The sequence below is a fragment of the Archangium minus genome (assembly GCF_044360475.1).
Lineage (GTDB): Bacteria > Myxococcota > Myxococcia > Myxococcales > Myxococcaceae > Archangium > Archangium minus.
The window spans coordinates 2,518,655-2,545,384 of the sequence record NZ_CP043494.1; the positions used below are offsets into that span (position 1 = coordinate 2,518,655).

Annotated in this window: 22 protein-coding genes and 2 pseudogenes; 12 read left to right on the forward strand and 12 right to left on the reverse strand. The window is 67.6% G+C overall.

All coding sequences use genetic code 11. The features are described from left to right. Nucleotides 1-121 precede the first annotated feature (121 nt). Nucleotides 122-463, reverse strand: a complete 342-nt coding sequence (locus tag F0U60_RS10305; RefSeq protein WP_395817343.1) for a hypothetical protein — start codon at nucleotides 461-463, stop codon at nucleotides 122-124. Between the two features lie 377 nt (nucleotides 464-840). Then, nucleotides 841-2,001, reverse strand: coding sequence for a GRAS family protein (locus F0U60_RS10310; RefSeq protein ID WP_395817346.1), 1,161 nt, complete (start codon nucleotides 1,999-2,001; stop codon nucleotides 841-843). A gap of 333 nt (nucleotides 2,002-2,334) precedes the next feature. Here F0U60_RS10310 and F0U60_RS10315 point away from each other — a divergent pair, with 333 nt between their 5' ends. After that, nucleotides 2,335-2,808, forward strand: coding sequence for a Fur family transcriptional regulator (locus tag F0U60_RS10315; RefSeq protein WP_395825160.1), 474 nt, complete (start codon nucleotides 2,335-2,337; stop codon nucleotides 2,806-2,808). On the opposite strand, the gene F0U60_RS10320 is transcribed toward F0U60_RS10315, so the two are convergent. The 6 genes from F0U60_RS10320 to mxcH are packed head-to-tail and all read right to left on the reverse strand — an operon-like array spanning nucleotide 2,802 to nucleotide 10,260. Further along, nucleotides 2,802-4,151, reverse strand: coding sequence for a PepSY-associated TM helix domain-containing protein (locus F0U60_RS10320; RefSeq protein ID WP_395817349.1), 1,350 nt, complete (start codon nucleotides 4,149-4,151; stop codon nucleotides 2,802-2,804). The two genes, F0U60_RS10315 and F0U60_RS10320, sit on opposite strands and share 7 nt — an antisense overlap. Before the next feature lie 43 nt (nucleotides 4,152-4,194). Then, nucleotides 4,195-4,998: an energy transducer TonB gene (locus tag F0U60_RS10325; RefSeq protein ID WP_395817352.1), complete on the reverse strand. Its 804-nt coding sequence runs from the start codon at nucleotides 4,996-4,998 to the stop codon at nucleotides 4,195-4,197. Further along, nucleotides 4,995-5,423, reverse strand: a complete 429-nt coding sequence (locus F0U60_RS10330) for an ExbD/TolR family protein (protein ID WP_395817355.1) — start codon at nucleotides 5,421-5,423, stop codon at nucleotides 4,995-4,997. The genes F0U60_RS10325 and F0U60_RS10330 overlap by 4 nt, the downstream gene beginning before the upstream one ends. A 3-nt stretch (nucleotides 5,424-5,426) precedes the next feature. Next, a complete protein-coding gene (locus tag F0U60_RS10335; RefSeq protein WP_395817359.1) occupies nucleotides 5,427-6,077 on the reverse strand; it encodes a MotA/TolQ/ExbB proton channel family protein in 651 nt (216 codons plus the stop codon). A 30-nt stretch (nucleotides 6,078-6,107) separates the two neighbouring features. Beyond that, complete coding sequence (locus tag F0U60_RS10340) at nucleotides 6,108-7,328, reverse strand: hypothetical protein (RefSeq protein ID WP_395817361.1); 1,221 nt, start codon at nucleotides 7,326-7,328, stop codon at nucleotides 6,108-6,110. 58 nt (nucleotides 7,329-7,386) lie between these two features. Continuing rightward, nucleotides 7,387-10,260, reverse strand: coding sequence for a TonB-dependent siderophore myxochelin receptor MxcH (gene mxcH / locus F0U60_RS10345; RefSeq protein WP_395817364.1), 2,874 nt, complete (start codon nucleotides 10,258-10,260; stop codon nucleotides 7,387-7,389). A 282-nt stretch (nucleotides 10,261-10,542) separates the two neighbouring features. Here mxcH and F0U60_RS10350 point away from each other — a divergent pair. After that, nucleotides 10,543-10,944, forward strand: a pseudogene (locus F0U60_RS10350) (alpha/beta fold hydrolase); the annotation flags it as partial. A gap of 491 nt (nucleotides 10,945-11,435) precedes the next feature. On the opposite strand, the pseudogene F0U60_RS10355 reads toward F0U60_RS10350, so the two are convergent. The 3 genes and pseudogenes from F0U60_RS10355 to F0U60_RS10365 all read right to left on the reverse strand — a co-directional run. Further along, nucleotides 11,436-11,567 (reverse strand): annotated as a pseudogene (locus F0U60_RS10355) (transposase); the annotation flags it as partial. An 11-nt stretch (nucleotides 11,568-11,578) separates the two neighbouring features. Beyond that, nucleotides 11,579-12,994, reverse strand: coding sequence for a benzoyl-CoA 2,3-epoxidase subunit BoxB (gene boxB / locus F0U60_RS10360; RefSeq protein ID WP_395825163.1), 1,416 nt, complete (start codon nucleotides 12,992-12,994; stop codon nucleotides 11,579-11,581). A gap of 244 nt (nucleotides 12,995-13,238) precedes the next feature. Next, nucleotides 13,239-13,571 (reverse strand): hypothetical protein, encoded by a 333-nt coding sequence (locus tag F0U60_RS10365; RefSeq protein ID WP_395817366.1) that lies wholly within the window; start codon nucleotides 13,569-13,571, stop codon nucleotides 13,239-13,241. A gap of 248 nt (nucleotides 13,572-13,819) precedes the next feature. Here F0U60_RS10365 and F0U60_RS10370 point away from each other — a divergent pair, with 248 nt between their 5' ends. Together F0U60_RS10370 and F0U60_RS10375 are read left to right on the forward strand one after the other, a co-directional pair. Then, nucleotides 13,820-17,995, forward strand: a complete 4,176-nt coding sequence (locus F0U60_RS10370; protein WP_395817369.1) for an NACHT domain-containing protein — start codon at nucleotides 13,820-13,822, stop codon at nucleotides 17,993-17,995. A gap of 92 nt (nucleotides 17,996-18,087) precedes the next feature. After that, nucleotides 18,088-18,582 (forward strand): hypothetical protein, encoded by a 495-nt coding sequence (locus F0U60_RS10375; RefSeq protein WP_395817372.1) that lies wholly within the window; start codon nucleotides 18,088-18,090, stop codon nucleotides 18,580-18,582. A 74-nt stretch (nucleotides 18,583-18,656) separates the two neighbouring features. Here F0U60_RS10375 and F0U60_RS10380 read toward each other — a convergent pair whose 3' ends face one another. Then, nucleotides 18,657-19,421 carry an SDR family NAD(P)-dependent oxidoreductase gene (locus F0U60_RS10380; RefSeq protein WP_395817375.1) on the reverse strand — a complete coding sequence of 255 codons (765 nt, stop codon included), beginning with the start codon at nucleotides 19,419-19,421 and terminating at the stop codon, nucleotides 18,657-18,659. A 314-nt stretch (nucleotides 19,422-19,735) separates the two neighbouring features. On the opposite strand from F0U60_RS10380, the gene F0U60_RS10385 reads away from it, so the two are divergent. From F0U60_RS10385 to F0U60_RS10420, 8 genes are all read left to right on the forward strand, one after another. Then, nucleotides 19,736-20,245, forward strand: a complete 510-nt coding sequence (locus F0U60_RS10385) for an SUF system Fe-S cluster assembly regulator (RefSeq protein WP_395817377.1) — start codon at nucleotides 19,736-19,738, stop codon at nucleotides 20,243-20,245. Beyond that, nucleotides 20,242-21,678 (forward strand): Fe-S cluster assembly protein SufB, encoded by a 1,437-nt coding sequence (gene sufB / locus F0U60_RS10390; protein WP_395817379.1) that lies wholly within the window; start codon nucleotides 20,242-20,244, stop codon nucleotides 21,676-21,678. The genes F0U60_RS10385 and sufB overlap by 4 nt, the downstream gene beginning before the upstream one ends. After that, entirely contained in the window at nucleotides 21,675-22,451 is a 777-nt protein-coding gene (sufC, locus tag F0U60_RS10395; RefSeq protein WP_203411362.1) for a Fe-S cluster assembly ATPase SufC, read from the forward strand. Before sufB ends, sufC begins: the two co-directional genes overlap by 4 nt. Further along, nucleotides 22,448-23,773: a Fe-S cluster assembly protein SufD gene (gene sufD / locus F0U60_RS10400; RefSeq protein ID WP_395817382.1), complete on the forward strand. Its 1,326-nt coding sequence runs from the start codon at nucleotides 22,448-22,450 to the stop codon at nucleotides 23,771-23,773. Before sufC ends, sufD begins: the two co-directional genes overlap by 4 nt. Beyond that, complete coding sequence (locus F0U60_RS10405) at nucleotides 23,770-24,999, forward strand: SufS family cysteine desulfurase (RefSeq protein ID WP_395817385.1); 1,230 nt, start codon at nucleotides 23,770-23,772, stop codon at nucleotides 24,997-24,999. The genes sufD and F0U60_RS10405 overlap by 4 nt, the downstream gene beginning before the upstream one ends. Beyond that, on the forward strand, nucleotides 24,996-25,448 hold the full coding sequence (gene sufU, locus F0U60_RS10410) for a Fe-S cluster assembly sulfur transfer protein SufU (RefSeq protein WP_395817388.1): 453 nt from the start codon (nucleotides 24,996-24,998) through the stop codon (nucleotides 25,446-25,448). The genes F0U60_RS10405 and sufU overlap by 4 nt, the downstream gene beginning before the upstream one ends. A 13-nt stretch (nucleotides 25,449-25,461) precedes the next feature. Then, the gene (sufT, locus tag F0U60_RS10415) at nucleotides 25,462-26,022 is read left to right on the forward strand and encodes a putative Fe-S cluster assembly protein SufT (RefSeq protein WP_395817391.1); all 561 of its coding nucleotides are present in this window, start codon (nucleotides 25,462-25,464) and stop codon (nucleotides 26,020-26,022) included. A gap of 148 nt (nucleotides 26,023-26,170) precedes the next feature. Beyond that, on the forward strand, nucleotides 26,171-26,605 hold the full coding sequence (locus tag F0U60_RS10420; RefSeq protein WP_395817393.1) for a hypothetical protein: 435 nt from the start codon (nucleotides 26,171-26,173) through the stop codon (nucleotides 26,603-26,605). Nucleotides 26,606-26,730 lie beyond the last annotated feature (125 nt).

Genomic DNA, 26,730 nt, shown 5'->3' on the forward strand with positions numbered 1-26,730 from the left:
GTGAGCACGAGTACCGTGAGCGCCCAGCGAAGGAGAGGCACTCGACCTGTGGATTTGTTTGGATTCATGGAAGTCGTGTCGCTCAATCAGGAATGGAGTTGCGCTCGAGCCGGCGCGGGCTTCACCGGCGAGCGGGACGCGGCAGGCAGAACTGCTCGGCGCCACCGGGCACGGCCGCCACGCAGCCCCAGCCCTCGGGGCAGTCGGACGACGCCGCGCACGTGCGACTGCACAGCCGGGTGCCCGTCGCCGTGCGCACGCACAGCCCGCTGGCGCACTCGGCAGCGCCGTGATTCGCGCATGGCTCGCCCACGGCGCTCGGCGTCGTAGACGGGTCCTCCAGTGGTCTGGGATGCCACTCGCGGACCACCTCGCCAGCGGGATGGGGCGCCGAGGGAACCTGCGCCGGGGGGCTTGCGCTCGGCTCACAGCCGGCGGCCAGGAGGCCAAAAGCCAGGGCCATGGCTCCGCGCCTTCGCGCAAAGCTTCTCCACATCCATGACAGATGTTTGGCCATTCCGTACTGTCCCCTCTTCTCCTGAAGCAGACATCAGGTGCTTGTTGAAACGAGGGGGTCGGGCGACTCCCTGGTGACAGACGTCCAGGTCATCTGGCCGTGGCGCCATCACGGGGGCCAAGGTACGGAATATTCCCGCCGGATGCCGTGGCCTTTCCGTGAGACGCTCCATGGGCGCCGTGAACCGGCCTTTGGCGCCCGTGAACCGGCCTCTGGTGCCCGTGAACCGCTACATCCTACTCGCACTTGCGCGCGCCATCGAAGCGGCGACGACCCGGCCCCGGACGTCTCGGCGTCCTGCGCTCGTCCGGGAAGGTTGGCACTCACCCTTCGACAGGCCTGGCACAGAGGAGCGCGACGAGCGACGTGCCCGCGCCGAGCAGGGTGACGTAGCCGCGATCGACGGTGATGGTGATGGCCTCGTTCGAGCCCAGGGTCAGCGAGGGCGGTGGCGGGGTGAGCGCGAAGCCGGCCCGTTCGAGGCGCTCACTCCAGTGGCGGCCGCTCTCGTAGCGTTCACAGCGCTCCTCCTCGTTGGGTCCGAGGATGTCCTCGATCTCCCGCGCGATCATGCCGAGCTTCAAGAGAAGTCTGTCTCCCTCTGGGATGTCGAGCGCATCGAGGTGCTGGAACATTCCCAGGAAGTAGTCGTAGACATTCCCGGTCCGCTCGGGGAGCGGAACGGTGTTGAACTCGGCGTCCGTCTCGCTGATGACGAGGGTGCGGGGTTGCCAGCGACGCAGGCGTTGAAAGAGCCGATCGCGGACGTCCGGGGCCGCGTCGTCGTGGCGAAGATGGTGCAGGGCGAACGTGGCATTGACGACGCGTGTCCCCTCGAGGCTGTCGAGCAGGGTCCAGTCCTCGTCCGTCAGTGCCTCCACCTGTTTGTTCAGGGCGATGAACCTGAAATCAATTCCCCACCGCTCCGCGGCGGCCGAGAGATTCCGCTGTGCATTCGCGAGGGAGGGCGCGCTGAGGTCGAGCCCTACCACGACGAGACGTCGGGGCGCGGCGTCTCGGGTGCCGCACAGGTGGATGAGGTCGGCGAGCTGCTCGCCATTTCCGATTCCGATGTCGAGGATGATCACCTGCTCCTGAGCTGAGACATGGGGCAGCAGGAGCTCGTTGGCGAGGGGATGGGTCATGGAGATCATGGGCACACGCTCCCGGAGGAGGGTGTAGAGGCGCATGTGCTGGAGCTCGTCCTCGTGCAGGTACAGATTGCCGACGTTGGCCCGTGCGCCTACCGCGCGCTTCCGGAGTGCCGCCGCGATGGCTCCGACGAGCTGATCCTCGGAGCGTTCCGGGTCGAGCGGCCGGAGCAGGTCGTCGAGCATCCGGACGACACCTTCGCGCTGTTCCCCCTCTGCGAGCCGCCCGGCGATCGCTTGGAGCGAAGACTTGAGGGAATGTCCGCGCCAGCTCCCCTGCGGCGCTGGGTACACCGGGTTCTGTCTGAGCGTCACTGCCTGTGCGTTGGGCATTGCGTGTCTCCCTTGGGGGAGCGCATGAGCACGCAACGTGCCAGGGCCGTGGATGACCCTGGCTCTAGAGAGACACGCGTCCTGGTTCGTGTCACCGCCCGTTGATGAAGTGTGCCGGAGCTGTGCCAGCGGGTGTGCCAGGTTGTGTCAGCGGCTCGGGAGCGGCGGCTCCGTCGCGTCCAACTCCACAGTGATGCTTCGGTACGAGCCAGCTGGATGGGCTCCAGCAGCCACATCGTCCGCATGGGTCTGGCAGGCCCCTCGCCTGCTCGGGTTGCCACGGCCCTGCAACGTTGGCACAGTAGGAAGATGCGAGTAGCTCGCAAAGTGCCAATGGGGGAAGACGTCATCTCGCGGGCGGTCGAGGCGTTCCGGGTCGCCCTGCGCGCCAAGTCCCAGAACATGAGCTCGGTGCGGGAGGCCATCGTCCGGGCGGCCCTCACCTACGACGGGCACTTCTCCGTGGAAGACCTCGTGCAGGTGCTCCACAGCCGGGGCGTGGCCGGCGCGCACATGGCCACCATCTACCGGGCCGTGCCCCTCTTGCTCGAGGCCAGAATCATCCAGCCGGCGCTCGTCTCCCGGGGAGAGCGCCAGCTCTACGAGGCGGCATTCGAGCAGGAGCATCATGACCACCTCGTGTGCTCCGTCTGCGGCAAGGTCGTCGAGTTCCAGTCCGAGGCGCTCGAAGCGCTCCAGCGGGAAATCGCGGAACGCTACGGCTTCGAGCTCGACGAGCACGTCATGGAGCTGTCGGGACGGTGCTCATCCTGCAGCGCGAAGCGCCGGAAGCTCGGCGCTCACTGAGCGGACTCCTGCGCGCTCCCCCGAGGCTCGATGGAGTGCATCACCGGGGCACTGGCGGCGGGCAGGTCTTCCGCCCGCGCAGGGCTCCGACGCGCGGAGCGGACACGCCCCGTGCGCTTCTTCCACCAGATGATGACGCCCGTGACGCTGAGCATGGCCACCACCAGGCCCATCAGCGAGATGAGGATGCGCCCGGGCAACCCGAGGATGCGGCCCGAGTGCAGCGGGAACTGGGCCTGCACGAAGACGTCCGCCGCCGTGCCCTTCCAGGGCTGACGGTCGCCGAGGAGGCGGGCATCCTGGGTGTCGAGGTAGAGCTGGCGATGGCCCACGCCCCCCGCGCCATGCCCGTCCTCGGGATGGAAGAACGCGACGGCGTAGATGCCCTGGTACTCGGAGTGGAACAGGAACCCGACGGGCTCCGTCCAGCCGCGGCGCCGGGCCTCGCGCTCCGCAATCGCAATTGCCTCCGCGTAGCCCGTCTTGGGCTCAATCGGCAGTGCCGACAGCGCGCGCGTATCGAACGGCGAGGGCGTCAGCTTCGAGACAACCGACATCACCGGGATGAAGACCTCGCGGTAGAGGTTCATCGAGAACGCGGTGAACGCCAGGATGAAGAGCAGCACCCACGTCCAGAGGCCGAAGGCCCGGTGCAGGTCGAAGTTCAGCCGGTAGCGTCCGGCGCTCCAGTTCACCTTCCACGCGGGCTTCCAGAGCTGCCAGAAGCTGCGTCCCGAAGCCTGGGGCCGGTCCCCTTCCACGGCCGGCTCGGCGGCGGGCTCACGCTTGCGCTTACGCAGCGGCAGCGTGAGGTAGAAGCCGACGAAGCAGTCGAAGGTCCAGATGAGCGCGATGACCCCGAGCAGCCACACCCCCCAGCGGTCCGTGCCGAACATCGCCGGCAGGTGCAGGGTGTAGTGCATCTTGTAGAGGAAGGAGACCACGGTCTCCCGGGTGATGGGCCACACCGCCCCCCACTCGCGACGGCCGAGCTCCTCGCCCGAGACGGGGTCGATGAATACCTGATTGAAGCCCGGCTCGTAGAGGCTTCCGGTCGCCGGGTTGACGCGCGGAGCGACGCTGAACGCGAGCGTCTTCCCCTCTTCCGCGGCCATTGGCATGTACGTGACACGCACCTCGGGATGGCGGGCCTCGACCTGACGGGCCAGCTCGAGCGCCGGGAGGGGAGTCCCCTGCGCACTCGCTCGGTTCAGGTGGGGATTGAGCCACTCATCGAGCTCGTGGTCCCACGAAATGACCACGCCGGTGAGCCCCGTCACGAACAGGAAGGCGGCGGTGATGAGCCCCATCCAGCGGTGAACCACGGTCCAGAATGCGCGCATCACTGCCTCCTCGAATCATGCTCTGCCGCCAGGGCAAGAGCGCTCATCGGTCGAATCTCACCTTCACGAGTGCAACCTCACGCGTGGGCTGACCGGCTCTATCGAGCCCGGGGGACCACCGCTTGGACAGCGCACAGCGCCGCGCTTCGCGCCCGAAGCCATGCCCCGGGTCTTCCATCACGGTGGCCGACAGCACGCTGCCCTCGGCGTCGACCTCGACGCGCAGGGTGACGACGCCGTGGTCGATGCCCGCGTCATCCGCTTCGGCCGGGAACGGACAATCCCAGCGGGCCCCACCCGCGAGCGCCGGCCTCCGGGATCGGTCCCCGGCAAGGTCCGTCCCGGTGCCACCTTCGACGCCCCCCGCGCGCGCATTCGGGTCGCGCACGGCGTGCGTCGCAGTGCCGCCGGACTCGGTCGTTCCCCCGGCGTAGGCCGAGCCCTTTCCCACCACGAACGTGTCGCCAAAGTCGACGACTTCGGGGGCCGCCGTCGCCACCTGCGCGGCCTGCGCGGCAGCGGGGGGCGGCGCGTTCGTCGTGCGCGGAGCGAGGGCCCGCGCCATGGGCGCTGCCTTCGGGTGGGCAGGTTCCACCTTCAGCTCCTCGGCGGGTGGCGGAGGGGCCACCGGCTGGGCGGGCAGGGGCGGGAGCTCGACCTCCACCCACTGGGACACGGGCGCGCTCCTCGCCGTCCCGGCCTCGCCCTGAGAGGGCCCCACGAAGCTCGCGCCCACGGCGAGTGCGCCATGGAGGAGCGCCGCGCCGACGCCCGCCAGGACGAGCGGACCTGGCGAGCTGCGCGGTGCACCATCGAGAATCGACGCTCGCGTGCCCCGGCCCTTCAAGGCGCAACCTCCACCGGCGGCCCCGGTTCCACCGCGAAGGCGATGCGGGACAGGCCCGCCTGCCGGAGGATGTCCAGCGCGTGCATGACGCGGCTGTGCGGGACGGTGCCCTCGGCCTGCACCACGGCGCGCAGGTCCGGGTGGGCCGCGAGCGCGGTGCGCGCGAGCTGCAGCACCTGCTCGTCACGGGGAGCCGGCTGACTGTCCACGTACGTCGTGCCGTCCGCGCGCAGCGAGACGCTGAAGACCTGCTGCACCTCGCCGCCCGTCGCGGCCCTGGGCAGGTCCATGGGCATCGCGCGCGACACGACAATCTTCGCCGTCACCATGAAGATGATGAGGAGCACCAGCGTGATGTCGACGAGCGGCGTCACGTTGATGCCCGTAATCGGCGCGTCCGGCTTGTTGGAGGAGAAGCCGGCCATGACTCACTCCTCGCGAAGGTGCGCCAGCAGCACGTGCCCGAGCGTCTGGGCGTCCGCGAGCGCCGCCGTGACGCGGCCCTGGAAGTAGTTGAACGCCGCCACGGCCGGAATCGCCACCACGAGGCCGACCGCCGTCGCCACCAGCGCCTCGGCGATGGCACCCATGATGCGCTCGGGCGCCAGGGTGCTCGCCGCGGCCACCGCGCCGGCCGCGGGCTGGGACTGCCCGAGCGCCTCGAACGCGCCGACCACGCCGATGACCGTGCCGAGGAGCCCCACGAACGGTGCGTTGTTGCCGACGGTGCCGAGGAACAGGAGACGCCGCTCGAGGCGCTTGCGCTCGAGCCCCATCGCCGCCGCCATGGCCTCCTCGGCGGACGCGGCGCCCTGCTCCAGCTCGGCGAGCCCCGCGGCCACGACGCGTGACTCGACGCTGTTCGCGCCCGCGAGGAGCTGCCGCGCACGCTCGTACTCCTCGCCGCGGAGGAGCTTGCGGAGCTCGGGGACGAGCTGGTCCATCTGGCCGTTGATGCGGCGGAAGACCCACGCGCGCTCGAGCGCAATCGCAACCGAGACGAGGCTCAGCGCGATGAGCAGCCAGAGCACCCACGTGGCACCCGAGCCCACCATCAGATATGTGAGTCTTTCAATCATGTCTCGCTCCCCGTCACCGGGACCGGTGTGTCAGTCAATGGGCATCAGGCCGGAGAAGTAGCCATCCATCGTGAACTTCTGGACGGCGGTGTTGGTGGCCGGGTCGAGCTCGAACACCGTCGACTTCGCGCCGTCCGCGCTCTCGCTGGTGTAGAACTTGCCGTCCACGCCGCTGCCGGAGAACCCGACGACCGAGTAGTTCGCGCCCTGGACCTCTTCCGCCTTCGGCGTGTCACCGAGGGTGATTCGCCACATCTTGTAGGCGGGTACGCTCCAGTGCTCGAAGTTCACCCGGTCGAGGTTGGTGGGAATCCGGTCCTCGTACGTCATCAGCGTGAAGCCGACCCCGCCCGTGATGGAGGCGTGCTCCAGCTCCGTCATCGAGTCGAGCCCGCCCGTGAGCGACGGGATTTCGTAGAACCAGTTCTCCTCGAAGTCGGTCGTCCCGGGGGCAATGCGCAGCAGGCAGTTGGGCACCGAGGGCTTGCCGGCCGCCGCCGCGAACACCTGCATCGACTGATTGCGGCCGTCTCCCATGACGTACGCGTAGCCCTTCGAGTCGAACGTCACCCGCCCGCCGGCGCCGCAGCGGTGGTCCTCGGCGACCCCGACGACCTTCATCGCCTTGGGGTCGAGGATGATGATGCTCACCGTCTGCTCGATCTGGGCCGTGGTCCAGTTCACCCACTTACCGGGGATGTAGACGAGCCCGTCGTGCGTCGTCGTCGTGAAGGACTCGAGCGAGTAGCCCTCCTTCCGCAGGAACGACAGGTCGACGGTCCCCTTGATGACCATCTCCTTCGGGCTCCAGATGACAGCCACGTACGCCTGCGTGAGCACGGAGACGGCGGTGTCGTCATCCACGATGACGTTCGCGAAGTCCATGTAGCTGATGCCGTAGTTCAGGAAGCTGAGCCGGCCGGTCTCCTTGAACCCGTTCTCGGTGGAGTAGCGGACCCACACCGGGGACTCCGCGAGGCCGTAGAAGAAGTTGCTCCCGTGCGCCAGGAAGACGGCGTTGCCGTTCACCTCGATGCCCTTGGCGTTGGAGAAGTGGCCTTCCAGCTTCGTGACAATCTGGGCGTAGCTGACGCGGTTGCCATCCGCGTCGATGCTCACGGACCCGAGCACGTAGCGCTTGCCCTCCGGCGTGGGCGTGTCGGTGCCACCCTCGTCGGGCTTGTCGTCGCTGCACGCCGTGAGCGCGAGCGCGAGCGCGCCCATGGCCCAGAACTTCCTGCTCAGCTTCATGGTGTTTCTCCTGTCCCTCTTCCCGAGCGCCGGACGCGTGGCGCTCGCTGGCTGTTCGTCAGAGCTCTCCCGTCACCTTCAGGAAGAGGGCCCGGCCGGGCCGTTGCACTCCGAAGAAGTCGTAGACCGCCGCGTCGGTGAGGTTCTGCACCTCGAAGGTGGTGGTCAGGCGCGCATCGCGGTTCATGCTCCACGAGAGGCCCAGGTTGTGCGTGAGCTGCGCGTCGACGACCTGCTTGAACTCGCGCAGGCCCTGGCTCTCCCAGCCGCGGTAGAACGAGTGGACGTAGCGGCCCGAATAGAAGGGCTCCAGCGTGTCGCTCCGTCCGGGCATGCCCGGGAGTCGGACGCGCGCGCCCCAGCTCGCGAAGAGCCAGGGGCGGTTCGGGATGCGGTCACCCTCGAAGTCGCCGAAGGTGCCGTCGCTCGACGCGTTGCGGACATCCTGGAAGGTCACCATGCCGTCGAGGCTCAGCAGGCGCCCCGGGGAGCTCCATGCCAGGGCGCTCTCCAGGCCCACGGCGCGGGCGCGGTAGACGTTTTGGTAGGTGAAGTAGCGGTCATTGCTGCCGAGCAGGACGATGAGGCGGCTGCTGTCACGGAAGAAGGCGTTGAGGTCGGCGGTGAATTCACCCAGCGCGGCGCGGCGTAGCTCCAGCCGCGGACCGAGGTTGGCGTTGTGGCTCACCTCGGGCTCGAGCTCGAGGCTTGGCGAGACGAGCACGCCGTTGCCGAAAACTTCGTCGGGGCGCGGCAGGCGCGTGGCGTATTCGTACGACGCCTTGACGTAAAGCCACTCGGCGAGACGGACGCGGAGGCCATCGCCGATTCCGAAGGCCTGGGTGTCCTGTGAGAGCGGGCGGAAGATGCCGCCGGGCAGCGCCTCCTCGCTGGACGCGTGGTAGACGTAGGCCTTCAGGAAGAAGCTGTTCTGGACGAGGTAGTCGGTGCCGCGCCGCCGCGCCTTGGGCACGTCCGACGCGTCGGAGACCGGGAGCGCGTTGAGCTCGTACTCGAGCCCGCTGACGAAGGTGAAGAGCTTGCGCTGCGCGGTGAGCGGGTCCCGGGCGTCGGGGTCGGGCTGGAGTCTCTCGTCGCCGGTCCGGCTCACGTACGTGGGCGACATCGCGAGGCGCAGCACGTGCTCGCCGTGCGGTGCCCACTCCAGCGCCACGCGTCCCAGGCCGCTGTCCTGCCAGAGGGTCTGGTCGCTCGCATCGGTCTCGATTTCCCCCGGCTCGGACCGCTCGCGAACGCGGTTGCCGAACCAGTCGTACACCCACTCGCCGCGGTCGACGAAGTCGATGGTGCGCCGCGCGTAGTTGCCGAGCACCGACAGCTCGAGGTTGGAGGCGAGGGGCTGCTCGTACCGCGCGGTGGCCCCGATGACCGTCTCGCCATAGGTGGGTTCGCCGTACGGGACGGTCATCACGAGGTTGTGCTGGAGCTCCTTGTCGTAGGTCGACGCGAACGCGCGGAGCAGGAGCTGGCGCGCCCAGGGCCTGTCGACGAACCCCACCTCCGCCGAGCCGCCGAACGCGCCGTACCTGTCATGGAAGCGCGGGACGGAGACGGCGCTCAGCCGCCCCTGCTCGTCGGGCACCTCGACGTTGATGTCGTAGTCGTTCCGGGCGGAATCAAAGAAGGCCGCGCCGCCGGCCACGAAGCCGCTGGCATCATGGCGGTAGTGCCCGTCGAGCGTCACCCGGTGCGTGCCGAACGAGCCGACCTGGTAGCTCGCGCCCAGCCGCGTCTGGTGGCTCTGGTCGGTGACGAGGTTGACGGCCCCGCCGAGCGCGTCCGCCCCGAAGCGGATGGGCACGACGCCGCGGAAGACCTCGACGCGGTCGATGAGGTTCACCGGCACGTTGGAGAAGCCGAACGTGTACCCCGCGAGCTCCAGCGGCACACCGTCGAGGAAGAAGCGGATCTGGTCGTCGTAGAGGCCGTTGAGCGAGAACCGCGCCCCGCTGCCCAGGCCGCCCGAGCGGCGCACGGCCACGCCCTGCGTCCGCGCGACGACCTCACCGAGGTCGAAGCTCTGCCCGCGGGCCCGCCGCAGGTCTACCACGTGCACCGCCTCGGCGGACTCCTGCCGCTGGCGTGCTTCGGAGGGCGTGCCGCGCACCGTCACCTCGACGGGCTGGGGTGCGGCGGGCTCGGGCTCGGCGGGGAGCCGGAGCTCCAGGTGGGCCTCGCTCCCCGCCTCCACGGCCACGTCTCCCTGCACCGTGCCCGTGCGGCTGGACGCCTGCAGCCGGAAGGACCCCGGCGCGAGGTCCTGGAACCGCACGCGTCCCTCGGCGTCCGTCACCGCGCGCGCCGTCACCTGGTCCGGGCTCGTCAGGGAGACGTCGATGGCCGCGCCCGGAGCGCCGCTCGCATCGAGCACCTGCGTGGACACGCTCCCCGTGGTTGGCACGGGCGGCAGGCGGAACTCCATGCGATAGAGGATGCGGGCAGCGATGGGCTGCCCGTCTCGGCGCGCCGGGTTGAAGCGCAGGCGGAGGGCGGCTTCGCGTGCCGCTTCGTCCAGGGCATTCCCGAGCGGCCCCGTCACCTCCGCGTCGGTGACGTGCCCCTCCGCATCGATGCTGAGCCGCAGGACGACCTCGCCCTCCAGGCGCTGCGCACGGGCTTCCTCCGGGTACTCGGGCTCGACCGACTCCATGAGCGTGGGCGGCTCGAGTCCCGTGGCGGGGGCGGCCCCCGCGGCCTGCTGCGCGTGGGCTCCGAAGCCCAGGCCGAGCACGGCGATGAGGACGAGGAATTGGAGCCCCAGTCCCGCATGACGGCCGAGGCTTCCCCGGAAGATGCGAGGGACTCGCCACTCCGCAATCCCGCCAGACCGGACCGCGCCCGCTTCGGTCCGCTGGCGGTCGCCCGTGCTGAGGCGCGCCGAGAAATGTGAAGCGTCCGACGAGGGTGACATGGATGTCTGCACCGGATGAAAACGCGAGTAGTTCGCATTCTCGTCTCACGCGAGGTTCTCACTGTCAAGACAGGAACGTCCGCGCAGTTGCGCTGTAACGCGCTGTAACGGAACCGCTGACTGATGCGCGTGTTGGGCTGCAGCACGTTTTCCAACTGAGCGAGGAGTATCCGCGTCGGCTGCACGCGTTCTTGGACGCGGCGCTGCTGTCGGGCCGCTCCAGGGCTGGAGGTCGAAGTCGAAGCGCTGCGGAAGGACCCGTCGCCCATCGAGAAGCTCACCATCGAGCACGTCGCCCACCACTATGAGACGATCATCCGTGGCCTGGAGAGCCCGCCCATCATCATGGGCCACTCGTTCGGCGGCGCGCTGACGCAGATGATGCTGGACCGCGGGCTGGGCGCGGCGGGCGTGGCCATCGACTCCGTGCCGACGAAGGGCGTGCTGCGCCTGCCCTTCACCACCATCAAGGCGACGTTCCCCGTGCTTAGCAACCCGGCGAACCGCCACCGCGCGGTGCCCTTCACCCACGAGCAGTTCCACTACGCCTTCACCAACACGCTCACCGAGGAGAAGTCCCGGGCCGCGTACGAGCGCTACCACGTGCCCGCGCCGGGCCGCTTCGTGTTCGATGGGGCGCTCGCCAACTTCAACCCGCACGCGCCCACGAAAGTGGACTTCGGCAAGGAAGACCGCGCGCCGGATTCGCCGTCCTCGGCGCCGCTATCGTCTTCAGACCCGTCGACCACACCTTCAGAGCGCCAGGTGGTGAAGTCGTTCATGTCGCTCGACGGGGTGACGACCGTTCCCTATCTGGAATACCTTCCAGCCGACTACGCCACGAATGGTAGCAAGACCTACCCGATTTTGATGTTCCTGCATGGGGGGAGTGGCACTGGCGCCAGCGACGGAGCCGAAATCGACAAGCTTCTCAAATACCCGATCCCGGCCATGATCGCGGGCAACAACGACATGTGCTTCACAACCTCGTCGGGAAGCACCGAGTGCTTCATCGTGGTGTCACCCCAGAGTCCGCGAACCACGGGTGTCTGGGATATCAACGACAGTGGCGGCATGTTGCAGCATGCGCTGAAAACATACCGCGTCGATCCGAAGCGGGTGTATGTGACCGGGGTGTCCATGGGTGGCGGTGGAAAACGGAAGGCGATGTCCGTCTCGCACCGCCGCTCTATCTCCCGGCTGCTCGTAATGCCTCGCGCGTACGCGTACATGAGCAGCAGCGTCATCATCACCGGGTGGTAGGGCGGCTGCCCGCGCTCCTGGGTGTACGCCTTCAGAATGGGGCTGAATTGCGGGCTCAGGCCTCCACGCGGACGTAGGCGAAGTCCAGCGGCTTGCCTTGGATGCCCCGGGTGGGGGGCGCAATCCAGTTCGCCATCTCACCACGCGCCATCACAGCCCGAGCCTGCACGCTGCTCACGGCCGCGCGATCCTCAGCAGTGGGCAACCACTCCGCCGCGTGGCGCTCCCACTCCTCCACCGTCAGCGGGGTGCCTTCTGGCGAGAAGTGGCCGGTGGCCAGCAAACCCTGGCGGCGGTTGAAGCGAGGGGACGGCAGCCGCACCCGCTCGCTCAGGCCCGCTTCGGAGAGGACGCGGTTCCAGCGCTCCACCACGCGCTCGCAATCCTGGATGAAGAGCCCACGCAGCACCTCGTTCATCGCCGAGCGCATGGGGACGTCCTGGTAGCGGAACGTGCGGGTCTCCGCATCCCAGGACTCGATGCGATAGGGACGCTCGGTTCCATCGTGGTCCTCGAACGTCGCCTCGCGAGGACGCCCCTTCACGCCGCTGCTGAAGACCGAGGCCGCCTTACGGGACAGCTCCGAGCCGAACAAGTCCAACGTCAGTGAGTACCAGAGGTTGAGGTACTTCTGGATGACGGAGAGCTCGATTCCCCCCAGCTCTCGAGCACTTCCGTTGGGTGAGTGTCTCATCAGCTCGGCCGTGCGCCGGAGCACTCGCGCCACGCCCGTCTCGCCGACGAACAGGTGGTGGGCCTCCTCGATGGCCATGAAGTGGGCCGTCCGGGAGAGCGGATCGAACGCGGACTCGGCGGCGGCGAGCAACTGCATCTTACCCACCCGGTCCGTGAAGGTCGTGTACATGAAGAAGTGCAGCCAGTCCTCCACAGGGACATTGAATGCGTCGAGGATGCGCGGCTGCTCCTGGCTGCCGCTGCTCCGGGCGAGCAACTCCTCGGCGTTGTTCCTGCCCTCCGCGCCGAAGTGGCGGATCAGCAGGTACACCATCCCCCAGAGGTGGCGGGCCTCTTCCACGTTCACCTGGAGGAGGTTGCGCAGGTCATACAGAGAGGGACACGTGCGGCCCAGCAACCGCTGCTGCTCCACCGAGGCGGGCTCGGCGTCTCCCTGCGTCGCGATGAGCCAGCGCAGGGCCGCGCTGTGCTCCTCTGGAGGCTCCTGCCACACCGGTTGTCCGCGCATATCTCCGAATCCGATGGTCCGGTTTCTCTCCGGCTGGGACAGGAAGATCCCCCAGCGGTACTCCGGGAGCCGGACATAGTCGTAGTGTGCCCAACCATTGGGCTCCACGCTGACGGCCGTGCGCAGGTAGACCTCGTGCGACTGGAAGTCGGCGGGGCCCCGCTCCATCCACCACTCCTTGAAGCGCGACTGCCAGTGCGTCAGCGCTCGCGCCACGGACGGGGATGAAGTCAGGTCGACGTTGTTCGGAATATACGCATTGCACATGGGAGACACGATGACAGCTCCTCCGGTCGGGCCGGAGCCCAATTGGGGGACTCGACCCGACCGGAAATTGGTGAGCCGGGCGCGGATGGGATCTGTCTTGGTCTCTCTGCGCCGACAATTTCTTAGAATTGTTTAGAAACTGCCGGGCATACCGTCTAGGATTAGACGAAGGTGCTGGGAGACACTGGAACATTCCGGACCTGACGCAATCAGGCCTCGGTTCCAGCGCCACGACTGCCTAGGACTAGCAGGGCAGCGGCTCTTCCGGCCCCGGACGAGACCCGCACCGATACGAGTACAGGCAGCTCTCGTACTGCTGCTGGGTTTGGATTGCGCAGGCCGCGCCGCCACAGCTGTCGTAACAGCAGTTGTACAAATATTGATTGGCGCAATACTGCTCGACCTCCGAGCACGAGACGCCCCGCTGCGGGGGCTCATAGTATTCGCAGGCGTTCAAGGAGGTCTCGAAGGAGGCGTTGACGGGCTGCTCGTCTACGGGGCTGCCGGCAGGCGCCTCTTGCGGGGACAAAAGGCCAATGACTGCCGCGGCTACAAGTGCACTCAGGATGTTCTTCATGGGCTGCCCTCTTTTGCTTGCTTCCGGCGTGGAAGCGTCGCCTTCCTAACCTATGGATGCGTACGCGGGCAATACCAACCATGGATGTGCCAGCATCTATACGCCCATGCATACCCAGACGGATTTCTCCACACCTACTGCATCGACACTTCGGGCAATGACGGGGTCGACTTTGGAGTCAGCTCCAATGATAGGGCGTGCACCGCGTGTAGCCTGGAGCGCGGAGGACGTCCAGGCCGGTCCAACGTATGGCGCTCCCCATCATCCAGTGGCAGCGATTCTGGCTCCCCCGTGGCCATCCCATCCTGCTGAAGCAGGGCTACCTTCCCGAGCCAGGGGAGCAGCTCCCGAAGGGGGAGCTGTCATTGGCCACGCTGGGGGAACTGCTCGAGCGCAAGCGCTGTGTCGCCCTGCTCGGGGAACCCGGGATGGGCAAGACCACGACGCTGGAGCAGGAGCGGCCCGCCATCGAGCAGCACTGTGCGCGGACCGGTGCCGGGCTGCTGTGGCTCGATCTCAAGTCCTTCGGCAGCGAGGACCGGTTGTTCAGGGCGCTCTTCGAAGACGAGACGCTCAAGCGCTGGAAGCAGGGTTCCCACGCGCTCTATGTCGTCCTCGACAGCTTCGATGAGTGCCACCTGCGCATCACCACGTTGAGCAACCTGCTCATCCACGAGCTGAAGAAGCTGCCCATCGAGCGGCTCCGCCTGTTCATCGCCTGTCGCCCCGCGCATTGGCCTCCCTCGCTCGAGAAGCGGCTGCACGAGCTCTGGCCGGAGGAGTCGTTCGCCGGGGTGGAGCTGGCGCCCCTGCGCAGGAGTGACGTCCAGGCGCTCGCGCGTGCCAGCCAGATCGAGCCAGAGGCCTTCTGCGAGGAAGTCGAGCGCCGGGATGCCACCGCGCTGGCCACCCGCCCCGTGACCCTGCGCTTCCTGCTGGATGCCTTCAAGCGTGGCCCCCTCCCCGTGGACCGGTGGCAGCTCTATTGGGAGGGCTGTCGCTCCCTGGCGCAGGAGAACAATCCCGAGCGGCGGGACTCGGGCCTGCGCGGCAAGCTGGGGCCAGAGGAGCGGCTGGCGGTGGCCTCACGCGTTGCCGCGCTGATGTTGCTGGCCAATCGGGAGGAGCTCTGGGTGCTTCCTCCCACCGAGGACTGGCCCGGGAGCACGTCCCCGGAGGAACTGGTGGGGGGCGAGGAGTGGGTAGGCCATGGGCGGACGCTCCCGGTGACGGTCGAGGCCTTGAGCGAGACGCTCGACTCGGGGCTTTTCCGGGCAGCGGGACCGCACCGGGTGAGCTGGGCCCATCGGACGTACGCCGAGTTCCTGGCCGCCGCTTTCCTGAAGCGGCGCGAGGTGCCCCGGGAGCAGCTCACCAGCCTTCTGAGCCACCCGGAGGACTCGAGCCGGAGCATTCTTCCCCAGCTTCAAGGGGTGGTGACGTGGCTTGCCTACCAGGATGACGGCTGTTGCGAGCTCCTGCTGGAGATGGAGCCCTGGTTGCTGCTGGGCAGCGAGGCCTTCACCCGTCGTCCCCAACTGCGCGAGCGCCTGGTCGAAGCCCTGTTGGAGTCGCTGGCTCAGGGCAAGTCATTGGGCGGGAGCGAGTATTGGACGCACTACCCCAAGCTCGCCCACCCCCGGCTCGGAGCCCAGCTCCGCCGCTCTCTCCGCGATCCCCAGTCCTCCGAGCGGGTGCTGAGCCATGTGCTGCATCTCGCCGCGGCCTGCCAGGAGCGGTCGCTCGCCTCCGACTGTGCCGATGTCGCGCTGGACGAGTCCCGGCCCCTGGAGGCCAGATGCCGGGCGCTGAAGGTCTTGCGCACGCTGGGTGAGCCGGCGGTGAAGGCGCGCTTCCTGCCACTGGGCTTGGACGGAGAGAATGACGACCCGGAGGGCCACCTCCGGACCGCCGCCCTGGCGATGCTCTGGCCGGAGTGCCTCTCCACCGAGCAACTCTTCGCTCTCCTGAGCACCGGGGGCGGGAAGCGCATCCAGAGGTTGTCTGGACTGGCCGAGGTCTTGATGGTCCGGCTCCCGCCCGCCGAGCTCCCCCTGGCGCTCCGGTGGTTCGTGGAGCGGGCGACCCAGGGGACGAAATGGGCTGACACCCTGGAGGATGCGCGATTCGCGTCCCTGGGGACGGAACTGCTCGACAGGGCCTTGGACCAACTGGGGGCTCCCGGAGTGTTGGAGGCTTTCTGTGCCGCTGCCTGGGTCAAGCTCAAGGGCCACCCCCGCGAGGTCGTGAGCGAGGAGCGATGGAAGGAGTGCGAGGACGCCAGTCGCTGGCAGGTGCTCGATGGACTCGCCGCCAGCCGGGAGCATCCCGATGACTTGCTGCTGTTGGGTCGAAGGAGTGCGCCGCTGTTGCGTGAGCAGGACTTCCTGCCCTTGCTGACACGGGCGCAGCAGGCCGCTGCCCCGGAGGAGCAGGAGCGATGGGCACGTCTGGCCCGGGATGTCTTCTCCAACGAGCCGACTCATCGCGAAGCCCTCGTCCAGGCCTCGAGCCGCCACGCCGTCATTGCCCAGGTCTTCTCCTGGGAGTTGGAAGAGGAGGAGGAGGACGGGCCCCCCTCCGCGCCCATGCCGTCCGCGCCGCTCGACGCGCCGCCGTTCGTGAAGGAGTGCGAGCAGCTCCTCCAACGTATCGAGGCGGGCGATGTCTTGCGTTGGCCAGACCTTGTCACCGTGCTGTTCCCCGATGATGAATCGTGCGAGACGGCCTTTCTGACCACATCCAGGCGCTGGAGTGCGCTCGCCCCCGAGATGCAGGGGCGGATCGTGGGCGCGGCGCGAGTCTTCCTGAGCAGGTGTCGCCCGTCTGGAGAGCCCTGGTTGGAAGGGGCACGGTTCAACTGGCACAGCGCATGTGCCTACTGGGCGCTCATGCTCATCGGACAGGTTCAGCCCGGGGGGCTGGAGTGCCTGCCCGAGTCGGTCTGGAGGCACTGGACCTCTCTTGTTGTCGCAGCTCCTCTCCCGCAGATGGACCCGAGGCAACAGCTGGAGGAGGGCCGGCTCCGGGGGCGGATGATTACCCTGGCCAGCCAGAGTGCCCCGGTCGAGGTGTTCAGGAGTAGTCGGATGCTGCTCTCGCGGGGGAGGAGGGGTTATGGACTCAGCGCGTTCCTCCGGGGATTGCACTTCTCCTGGAAGAACGAGTTGCTGCTCCAGGAGGCCCTCGCCGGGCTCCAGGATCGTTCGCTCGATATGGCGGAGCTCAAGAAGCTGCTCTGGGCGCTGCTCATCCACGGAGTGCCAGAGGCCAGGAGCCGCGCTGCTTCCCTGCTGTCCTCGGCGGTTGATCCCGACCCGCGGGTGTCGCTGGCCGCCATCATGCTCATGAGGGATCCATCGGGCTCCTGGGGGACCGTCTGGCCCCTGCTCCAGCAGGATGTGGAGTTCGGGAGGGCCGTGTTGGATGAGGTCGCCCGGCTTGGTGGCGATGGCGCGATCATGGCCGGGTTGTTCGAGCCCGAGCAGCTCGTGGACCTCTATGTCTGGATTGAGCGGCATGGGGGAGCCCGGGTTCCCAGAGACATCTTCCAGGTGATCGACTCCCGGGATTGCCACACCCTCCAGGCATCCGCTTGGACCACACTGATGGACTCTGGCTCCCCAGCGGTCTGCAAGGCGCTCGAGCGGCTCAACCGAGAACTCCCGGGGAATGACCTGGTGCATGTGGCGCTCGTGCGAGCCCAGGAGAACATGCGGGAGCGCGCATGGGGGCCGCCTCCGCCCTCGGAACTCCTGCGCTTGCTGGACTCACGGCAGGCGCGCGTCGTCCAGAGTGGCGCTCAGCTCCTCGAGGTGCTCCTGGAGTCGCTGGCCCGGCTCCAGGAGGAGCTGCACGGTGAGACCCCGGCGCTCGGCTTCCTGTGGAATGAGTGGAGGCAGGACGGGCAGGACCGCTTCAAACCCAAGGAAGAGAACGACCTGTCGGACTGGGTGAAGCGCCACCTCGAGAGGGACCTGGTGGACAGACGGCTGGTTGTGAACCGCGAGGTGGAGATCCGCGCCACGGAGCGGTCACGTGCCGGGCAGCGTGTCGACATCCGGGTGGATGCCATGTCCCGCTCGCCTCAAGGCCAGGAGGAGCGCCTCAGCGTCATCATCGAGGTCAAGGGCTGCTGGAATAGGGGCCTGTGGAGCGCGATGCGGGAGCAGCTCGTGGAGCGCTACCTGGCCGAGAACAGCTGTCAGCAAGGCCTCTACTTGGTGGGATGGTATGCCTGCGCGGCCTGGAATGAGACCATGCCGCACCCGTCGGAGGGTGCTGTGCCGGTGGAGCGAGCCAGGCAACTGCTCGAAGCCCAGGCCCGGGAGCTGTCGCAAGGTGCTACCCAGGTCCGCGCCTTCGTCCTGGACGCGGCGTTTCGCACGGAGCAGAGGCCAGCGCCCGCTCGCGGGCGGCGCTGACCTGCGTGAAGTCTATCTGTATGGTTTTCAGGCTCGAACAGTCTTTCAACTCCAAGGCGGAAAGTTCTCCCCTATCAAGCAGGTGTCGGACGATGTCTGCGGCGAATAAAAAATCCACTGTGTTTTGCATTGCAATCCCACCGAGCGCCCCGCAGAATCAGCACAAGGCTCAAGGGGGCGAATGGAAGAGAAGAGTTGCCCTGGGCCTCCTGATGAGTGTTCTTCCCGGATGCATTCATGTCCATCGAAAAGCGCCCGTTTCTCCACCAGAGGTCGCAGAGCACATCAAGTTCCCGGAGTGGGGTAAGGACGCGGTAACGGTTTCCGGGCCGCAGCTCAAGGCTCTCCAGATTGCCATGGACGACTTCCGACCGGCAGGCACGGGGCCATCCAAGAATACAGATGAATGGGCGCGATGCCTGCAACGGCTTGAGAACTACGACGCCTGGATTAAGCGAGGCGAAGGAGCAACCTTCATCCACTTCACTCCGAAAGAAGACGAGCGCTGCGGCCTTGCACCGAGCCCTGTCGATGTTGGAGCGAGTTACGCCATCAGCGACGAAGGAGTGATTCTCAAGCGCGAGTGACTGCAGGCCTTCACGAGCCTTTCGGGCGGAGGTTGTGTCCCCGACGGGATTCGAACTCGTCGGGGGAGGGTGACTCAGAGCACCACCTTGCTCGCGACGGCGTCGAAAAGGACGTTGGGCACGAACTTCGCCAGGCCCACGGCTCGGTCCATCGGCCAGGGGAAGCCGTACTCGTCCTCCCCGCGCACGATGGCCCGCGCCATGAACTCCACGGCGGGCTCCGCCTCCAGGAGGAAGGGCATCATGTGCTGGATGTTGGCCGTCATCTCCGTCTTCACGAAGCCGGGTTTGATGCAGGTGACGCGCACCTGCGTGCCGTGCAGGTCCACCCGCAGGCTCTCCAGGAAGGTGTTGAGGAAGGCCTTGGAGGCTGAGTAAGCCGCGTTCTGCGGCAGGCCCCGGCAGCTCGCCAGGCTGGAGACTCCCACCAGGTGCCCCCGGTTGCGCTCCACCATCCGCGGCAGCACCGCGGACAGGGTGGCCACGGCCCCGGTGACGTTCACGTCGATGACTTTCTTCGCGTGCTCCCACGGGAAGTTCCGGCCGTCCGTCATTCCGCCCACGCCCGCGTTGGCTACCACCAGGTCCAGTCCGCCGCAGGCGTCGTCCAGCTCACGGATGCGCTCGAGCGTGGTCTCCGCCTCGGAGACATCTAGCTCCACGGGCTCGATGTTGGCCCCGGACGCCCTCGCCTCCCTCGCGAGCGCCTCCAGCTGGGGGCGGCGTCGCGCGGCGGCGTACACCTTCACGCCCTTCTTGCCGAACCACAGCGCCAGTCCTCGCCCCAGGCCGCTGGAGGCCCCCGTCACCAGCGCCGTCCGATAGTTCATCTCCGTCATGCGCTTTCTCCTCTGGCTCGGGGACTTAGCGCGGGGGCTCGGTCGTCAACAGGGACTTCTCTCCCTCGGGCTTCGGCTTGTTCGGCATCTTGCTCAGTTCCGTGGGGCCTCGGGGTGCACCGGTGGAGCCGCATACCCTCACCCCAGCCCTCTCCCAGAGGGAGAGGGGGCCTACACGGCCAGTCGGGGGGCTTCCCGTTCGCCGAGTGCGTGTTGGCACGATTTTTAATGCGGACCAACTTAGTCCTGTTTAAAGAGCCAGGACGCAGGTGCCCCTGGAAGTCGGGGGCGCCCCCAGGTTGGAGAGATTCCGAATGCTCCGGATGAGCAAGATGACCGACTACGGCATCGTGCTGCTAACCGAGCTGGCGCGCGCCGGGAATGAGACGCGCACCGCGAGGGAGTTGGCGGCAGGTACCGGTGTGCCCTTGCCCTCGGTGAGCAAGGTGCTCAAGGGACTCCAGGGCGCTGGTCTGCTCGTGTCCCATCGGGGCGCGAGCGGTGGTTATGGCCTGGCCCAGCCCGCTGAGCGCATTCCCCTCACCGACATCATCGCCGCGCTCGAGGGTCCTGTTTCCCTCACCGAGTGTGGTGCGCATGGTGCGCATCCGCCGGCTGGCTCCTGTGAGCTGGAGACGGTGTGTCGGGTGCGGGGCCACTGGCGCATCATCAACCGCACCATCCAGGACGCGCTTGGGCGGCTGACGCTGGCGGACCTCTGTGCCCCGGTGCCTCGCCTGGTGGGCCTCGGAGTTCCCGCTCGCCCGCCCGCTCCCACCCAGAACCCCGCCCCTCCGGCCACCGCGAGAGGAGTCCCATCATGAGCACGCAGACCATCCAAGAGCTCACGAAGCGCCAGTACGAGGCCGGCTTCGTCACCGCGGTGGAGTCCGAGTCCATCCCCAAGGGGCTCAACGAGGACGTCATCCGCCTCATCTCCGCCAAGAAGGGCGAGCCCGACTTCATGCTCGAGTGGCGTCTGCGCGCCTACCGGCACTGGCTCACCCTCAAGGAGCCGGACTGGCAGAAGGTGGCGTACTCGCGCATCGACTACCAGGACATCATCTATTACTCGGCCCCCAAGCAGAAGCCGAAGCTCGAGAGCTTGGATCAGGTGGATCCGGAGATCCTCAAGACCTACGCCAAGCTCGGCATCCCGCTCGAGGAGCAGAAGCGCCTGCAGAACGTGGCGGTGGATGCCGTGTTCGACTCGGTGTCCGTGGCCACCACCTTCAAGGACAAGCTGGCCAAGGCCGGCGTCATCTTCTGCTCCTTCTCCGAGGCCGTGCGCGAGCACCCCGAGCTGGTGAAGAAGTACCTGGGTACGGTGGTGCCGCACTCGGACAACTTCTTCGCGGCGCTCAACTCGGCGGTGTTCAGCGACGGCTCGTTCGTCTATGTGCCCAAGGGCGTGCGCTGCCCCATGGAGCTGTCCACCTACTTCCGCATCAACGCGGAGAACACCGGCCAGTTCGAGCGCACCCTCATCGTCGCCGACGAGGGCAGCTACGTGAGCTACCTCGAGGGCTGCACCGCGCCCATGCGCGACACCAACCAGCTGCACGCCGCCGTGGTGGAGCTCGTGGCGCTCGATGGGGCCACCATCAAGTACTCCACCGTGCAGAACTGGTATCCCGGTGACGAGCAGGGTCGGGGTGGCATCTACAACTTCGTCACCAAGCGTGGCATCGCCCACAACCGCTCCAAGATTTCCTGGACGCAGGTGGAGACGGGCTCGGCCATCACCTGGAAGTACCCGAGCGTCATCCTCAAGGGCGACGACTCGGTGGGCGAGTTCTACTCGGTGGCGCTCGCCAACCACCGGCAGCAGGCGGACACGGGGACGAAGATGATCCACCTGGGCCGCAACACGAAGAGCACCATCGTCTCCAAGGGGATTTCCGCCGGCCACGGGCAGAACACCTACCGGGGCCTGGTGAAGGTGCTCAAGAGCGCCGAGGGCGCGCGCAACTACACCCAGTGCGACTCGCTGCTGCTGGGGAGCAAGTGCGGCGCCCATACGCTGCCGTACATTGAGGTGAAGAACTCCTCGTCGCAGGTGGAGCACGAGGCGTCCACGTCCAAGATTGGCGAGGACCAGCTCTTCTACTGCCAGCAGCGAGGCATCTCGAAGGAAGACGCCGTGTCGATGATTGTGAATGGCTTCTGCCGGCAGGTCTTCAAGGAGCTGCCCATGGAGTTCGCCGTGGAGGCGCAGAAGCTGCTCAGCGTGAGTCTGGAAGGAAGCGTGGGATGAAGCCGCTGCTCAGCATCAACGACTTGCACGTGCGCGTGGCGGGTCGCGAGGTCCTCAAGGGAATCAACCTGGAGCTCATGCCCGGCGAGGTGCACGCCATCATGGGCCCCAACGGCTCGGGCAAGAGCACGCTGTCGCAGGTGCTCTCCGGTCGCGAGACGTACGAGGTGACGAAGGGCGAGGTGCTCTTCGATGGCAAGGATCTGCTGGCCATGCAGCCGGAGGATCGCGCCCATGCGGGCGTCTTCATGGCCTTCCAGTACCCGGTGGAGATTCCGGGCGTGGGCAACCTGCACTTCCTGCGCACGGCGCTCAACGCCCGGCGGCGCACCGAGGGCAAGGAAGAGCTCGACGCCATGGACTTCCTCCAGCTCGCGCGCGAGAAGTCCAAGCTGGTGCAGCTCGACCAGGCCTTCATGCAGCGCTCGGTGAACGAGGGCTTCTCCGGCGGCGAGAAGAAGCGCAATGAGATCTTCCAGATGGCGGTGCTGGAGCCGCGGCTGGCCATCCTCGACGAGACGGACTCGGGGTTGGACATCGACGCGCTGCGCATCGTCTCCGGGGGCATCAACGCGTTGCGCTCGCCGGAGCGGAGCATGCTCGTCATCACCCACTACCAGCGGCTGCTGGAGTACGTGGTGCCGGACAAGGTGTCCGTGCTGGCCGGCGGGCTCATCGTCCGCACGGGCGGGCGCGAGCTGGCGCTGGAGCTGGAGCAGAAGGGCTACGCGTGGCTGGGCCAAGGCGCGGGCGGCAAGGAGGCGCGGCCGTGACGGATGCGGGGTTGCAGCACTACCTCGACCTGGCCGAGCGCTTCCAGGCGGAGCGGGCCGCGGGCGCTCCCGCGTGGCTGCGCGCCTTGCGGCAGGACGGCATCGCGCAGCTCGCGCGTCAGGGCTTCCCCACCTCGAGGAACGAGGACTGGAAGTACACGAACGTGGCCCCCATCTCCGGCCATGCCTTCAGCCCCGTGCGCACCGTGCATGAGGCGGGCGTGGAGGCGGCGGTGGCTCGGCTTGCGCTGCCGGGCAGCGGGCCGCGGCTGGTGTTCGTGGACGGCTGGTTCGTCCGGGAGCTGTCGCGGGTGGACGGCCTGCCCAAGGGCCTCACGGTGCGCAGCCTGCGCGAGGCGCTGCGAGAGGGTGGGGAGTTGGAGTCGCTGGTGGGCCGCCGAGCTCGCGCGGAGGCGAGTGCCTTCACCGCACTCAACGCGGCGCTGCTGGAGGAGGGCGCGCTGGTGTCGGTGGAGCCCGGGACGGTGTGTCCCGAGCCCGTGCAGCTCCTCTTCCTCACGCGCGGGGACAACCACGTGGCGCTGGCGAGCCCCCGGGTGGTGGTGCGGGCCGGGGAGAACAGCGAGCTCACGCTGGTGGAGAGCTACGTGGGCGCGGCGCCGGGCGTCTCCTTCACCAACGCGGTGACGGAGGTGGTGCTCGGTGATGGGGCGCGGCTCACGCACCTCAAGCTGCAGGCCGAGTCCGAGACGGCCTACCACATTGGCAGCCTGCACGTGGAGCAGGGGCGGGACAGCCGCTTCGCCTCGCATGTCATTTCCCTGGGCGGGGCGCTCGCGCGCAATGAGGTGCACGCGCTCTTCTCCGCCGAGGGCGGCGAGGCCACCCTGAATGGGCTGTACGTGGGCCACGGCACGCAGCACCTGGACAACTGGACGAACCTGGACCACGCGCACCCGCGTTGCAGCAGCCGCGAGCTGTACAAGGGCGTGTTGGACGACAAGGCGCGTGGCACCTTCCACGGCAAGGTGCTGGTGCGTCCGGACGCGCAGCAGACGGATGCGCGCCAGGCCAACCGCAACCTTCTCCTCTCGGAGGCGGCGATGGCGGATGCCCGGCCGCAGCTGGAGATCCTCGCGGACGACGTGAAGTGCGCGCACGGCGCGACAGTGGGCCGTCTGGACGAGCAGGCGCTTTTCTATCTCCGCTCCCGAGGCATTCCCCGGGCGCAGGCGGAGTCGTTGCTGACGCACGCCTTCGCGACCGAGGTGGTGGGCGCGGTCCCACTGGCGACGCTGCGCGACCAGGTGGAGGAGTTGCTGGCACGCAAGCTCCCGGGCGCGAAGGAGGGACGGGCATGAGCGGATCATCTTTCGACGTGGCGCGCATCCGCGCGGACTTCCCCATCCTCCACCAGGAGGTGCGGGGCCGGCCGCTGGTGTACCTGGACAGCGCGGCGACGACGCAGAAGCCCCAGGCCGTCATCGACGCCCTGGTGCGCTACTACACGCACGACAACGCCAACGTGCACCGGGGCGTGCATGCGCTCTCCGAGCGGGCCACGCAGGCCTATGAAGGTGCTCGTGAGCGGGTGCGCCGGTTCATCAACGCGCGCGAGACGAAGGAGATCATCTTCGTGCGCGGCTGCACCGAGGCCGTCAACCTGGTGGCGCAGACGTACGGGCGCAGCAAGGTAGGCCCGGGTGACGAGGTGCTCATCACCGCCATGGAGCACCACTCGGACATCGTCCCCTGGCAGATGCTCTGCCAGCAGGTGGGCGCCACGCTGAAGGTGGTGCCGGTGGACGAGCGGGGTGACCTGCGAATGGATCAGCTCGACGCGTTGCTGACGGAGCGCACGCGCATCCTCGCGGTGACGCACGTGTCCAACGCGCTGGGCACGGTCAATCCGGTGCGGGAGATCGTGAAGCGAGCCCACGCTCGAGGCGTGCCGGTGCTGGTGGATGGCGCGCAGGCGCTGGCGCACTTCCGGGTGGATGTGCAGGAGCTGGACTGCGACTTCTACGCGCTCTCCGGACACAAGATGTTCGGGCCCACGGGCATCGGCGTGCTGTACGGCAAGGCCTCGGTGCTGGAGTCGATGCCGCCCTGGCAGGGCGGTGGGGACATGATCCTCACCGTCACCATGGAGAAGACGGTCTACAACCGGTTGCCGTACCGCTTGGAGGCGGGCACGCCGGACATCTCGGGCGCGGTGGGGTTGGCGGCGGCGATGGATTACATCGACGCGGTGGGGCTGGATGCCATCTCGGCGCATGACCGCGAGCTGCTGGAGTACGGCTCGCGTGCGCTGGAGAGCGTGCCGGGCTTGAAGCTGTTGGGCCGGGGGCGCGAGCGCTCCGGAGTGTTGTCCTTCATCATGGAGGACGTGCACGCGCACGACGTGGGCACCATCCTGGATCGCGAGGGCGTGGCCATCCGGGCGGGACACCACTGCGCGCAGCCGCTGCTGTCGTGCTTCGGGGTGGCGGCCACCGTGCGTGCGTCGCTGGCCATGTACAACACGCGCGAGGACATCGACGCGTTGGTTCGCGGGCTGCACAAGGTGCGGGAGGTGTTCGCATGAGCTCGGAGTTGCAGGACCTCTACCAAGAGGTGGTGCTGGAGCATGGGAAGCGCCCGCGCAACTTCCGCGAGGTGGAGGGCGCCAACCGGAAGGCGGATGGCTACAACCCGCTCTGTGGCGACCAGCTCACGGTGACGCTGCGGATGGAGGGCGACGTCATCAAGGACGTGGGCTTCGTAGGGCAGGGGTGCGCCATCTCCCGGGCCTCGGCGTCGCTGATGACGGGCGCGGTGAAGGAGCTGTCCCGGGCGGACGCCGAGCGGCTCTTCGAGCTGGTCCACAAGCTGGTGACGGAGGGCCCCGACGGTGTGGACATGGAGGCGCTGGGGAAGCTGGCGGTGCTGTCCGGGGTGAATGCGTTCCCGTCCCGAGTGAAGTGCGCGAGTCTGGCGTGGCATGCGCTGCGCGCGGCGCTCGAGGGCCAGGCTTCCTCGGTCTCGACGGAGTAGGGAGGAGGTTCGGATGAGAGGCTTGCTGACACCGCTCGCGCGCGACTGTGAAGTGACGATGATTCCCAGCGGCGAGCGGGTGATGGTGCCCGCGGGCACCGAAGTGCGCGTGCTCCAGACGCTCGGCGGCAACGTGACTGTCCAGGGCGACTACGGGCAGCTCATGCGCATCGACGAGAAGGACGCGGAGGTGCTGGGCGCTGACTACCTCGCGCAGAATCCCAAGTCCGAGGCGTCCCAGGCGCAGGCGGCCGAGGGCACGTTCGACGAGGAGCGCGTCTGGGAGCAGCTGCGCACGGTGTATGACCCGGAGATTCCGGTGAACATCGTGGAGCTGGGGCTGGTGTACCAGTGCAAACCCACGCCGCTGCCCGAGGGCGGTTACCGGGTGGAAATCCAGATGACGGTGACGGCTCCGGGGTGCGGCATGGGCCCCGTGCTGGTGGATGACGTGCGGCGCAAGGTGCAGGACCTGCCCGGGGTGAAGGAGGCGGATGTTCAGCTCGTGTGGGATCCGCCCTGGGACCAGAGCCGCATGTCGGATGTTGCGCGATTGCAACTCGGTTGGATGTAGCCTCCTGCTTCTCAGGAGGCATATGCGCAAGCCAATCTGGAGCGGTTTCGTTCTCTGTGCCCTGCTCGGATGTGCGGGGCCGAAGTCTTCGACCGGGGGCGGTGACACCCCCCCCACCCCCTCCGTGGAGAGCCCCGCGGAAACGCCTGTGCAAACTCCGGCGGAAACGCCGGTGGAGGCTCCCCCGGGTGGGCAGCAGTCCCCAGTCGCCACTGACTCCACTCCCAGTGCCGTGCGGGTGACCGCTTCTCCGTCGCCCAAGGACGACGTCGCCATCAAGAGCGTCGAGGTCCAGGGCGACACGCTGGTGGCCAGGGTGATGCACTCGGGCGGCTGCGGTCAGCACACGTACGAGCTTCTCTGGGCGGGCAGCTTCCAGAAGTCGGCGGCGGGTGGAGCGCAGGCGGAGCTCGTCCTGGCCCACGACGCGCACGGGGATATGTGCGAGGCCCTGCTGAATCGGACCGCGAGCTTCGACCTCGCTCCGTTGAAGCAGCGCTGGCGCGAGCAGAACAAGAGCGAGCACGGCGCCGTCGAGCTGCGCTTCACCGGCTCTCAGGCCACCGCACGTTACACGTTCTGACCGGGCCCCCCACGGTGGCGGCTTTCCGAGAGGCTCCTCGAATTTTCGAGGGGCTCGGATGTGTGGTGCCGAACGTCGTGGGGTGTTCCTCCGAGGGATATCCCGGAGAACGCAGGGTGGTCCCG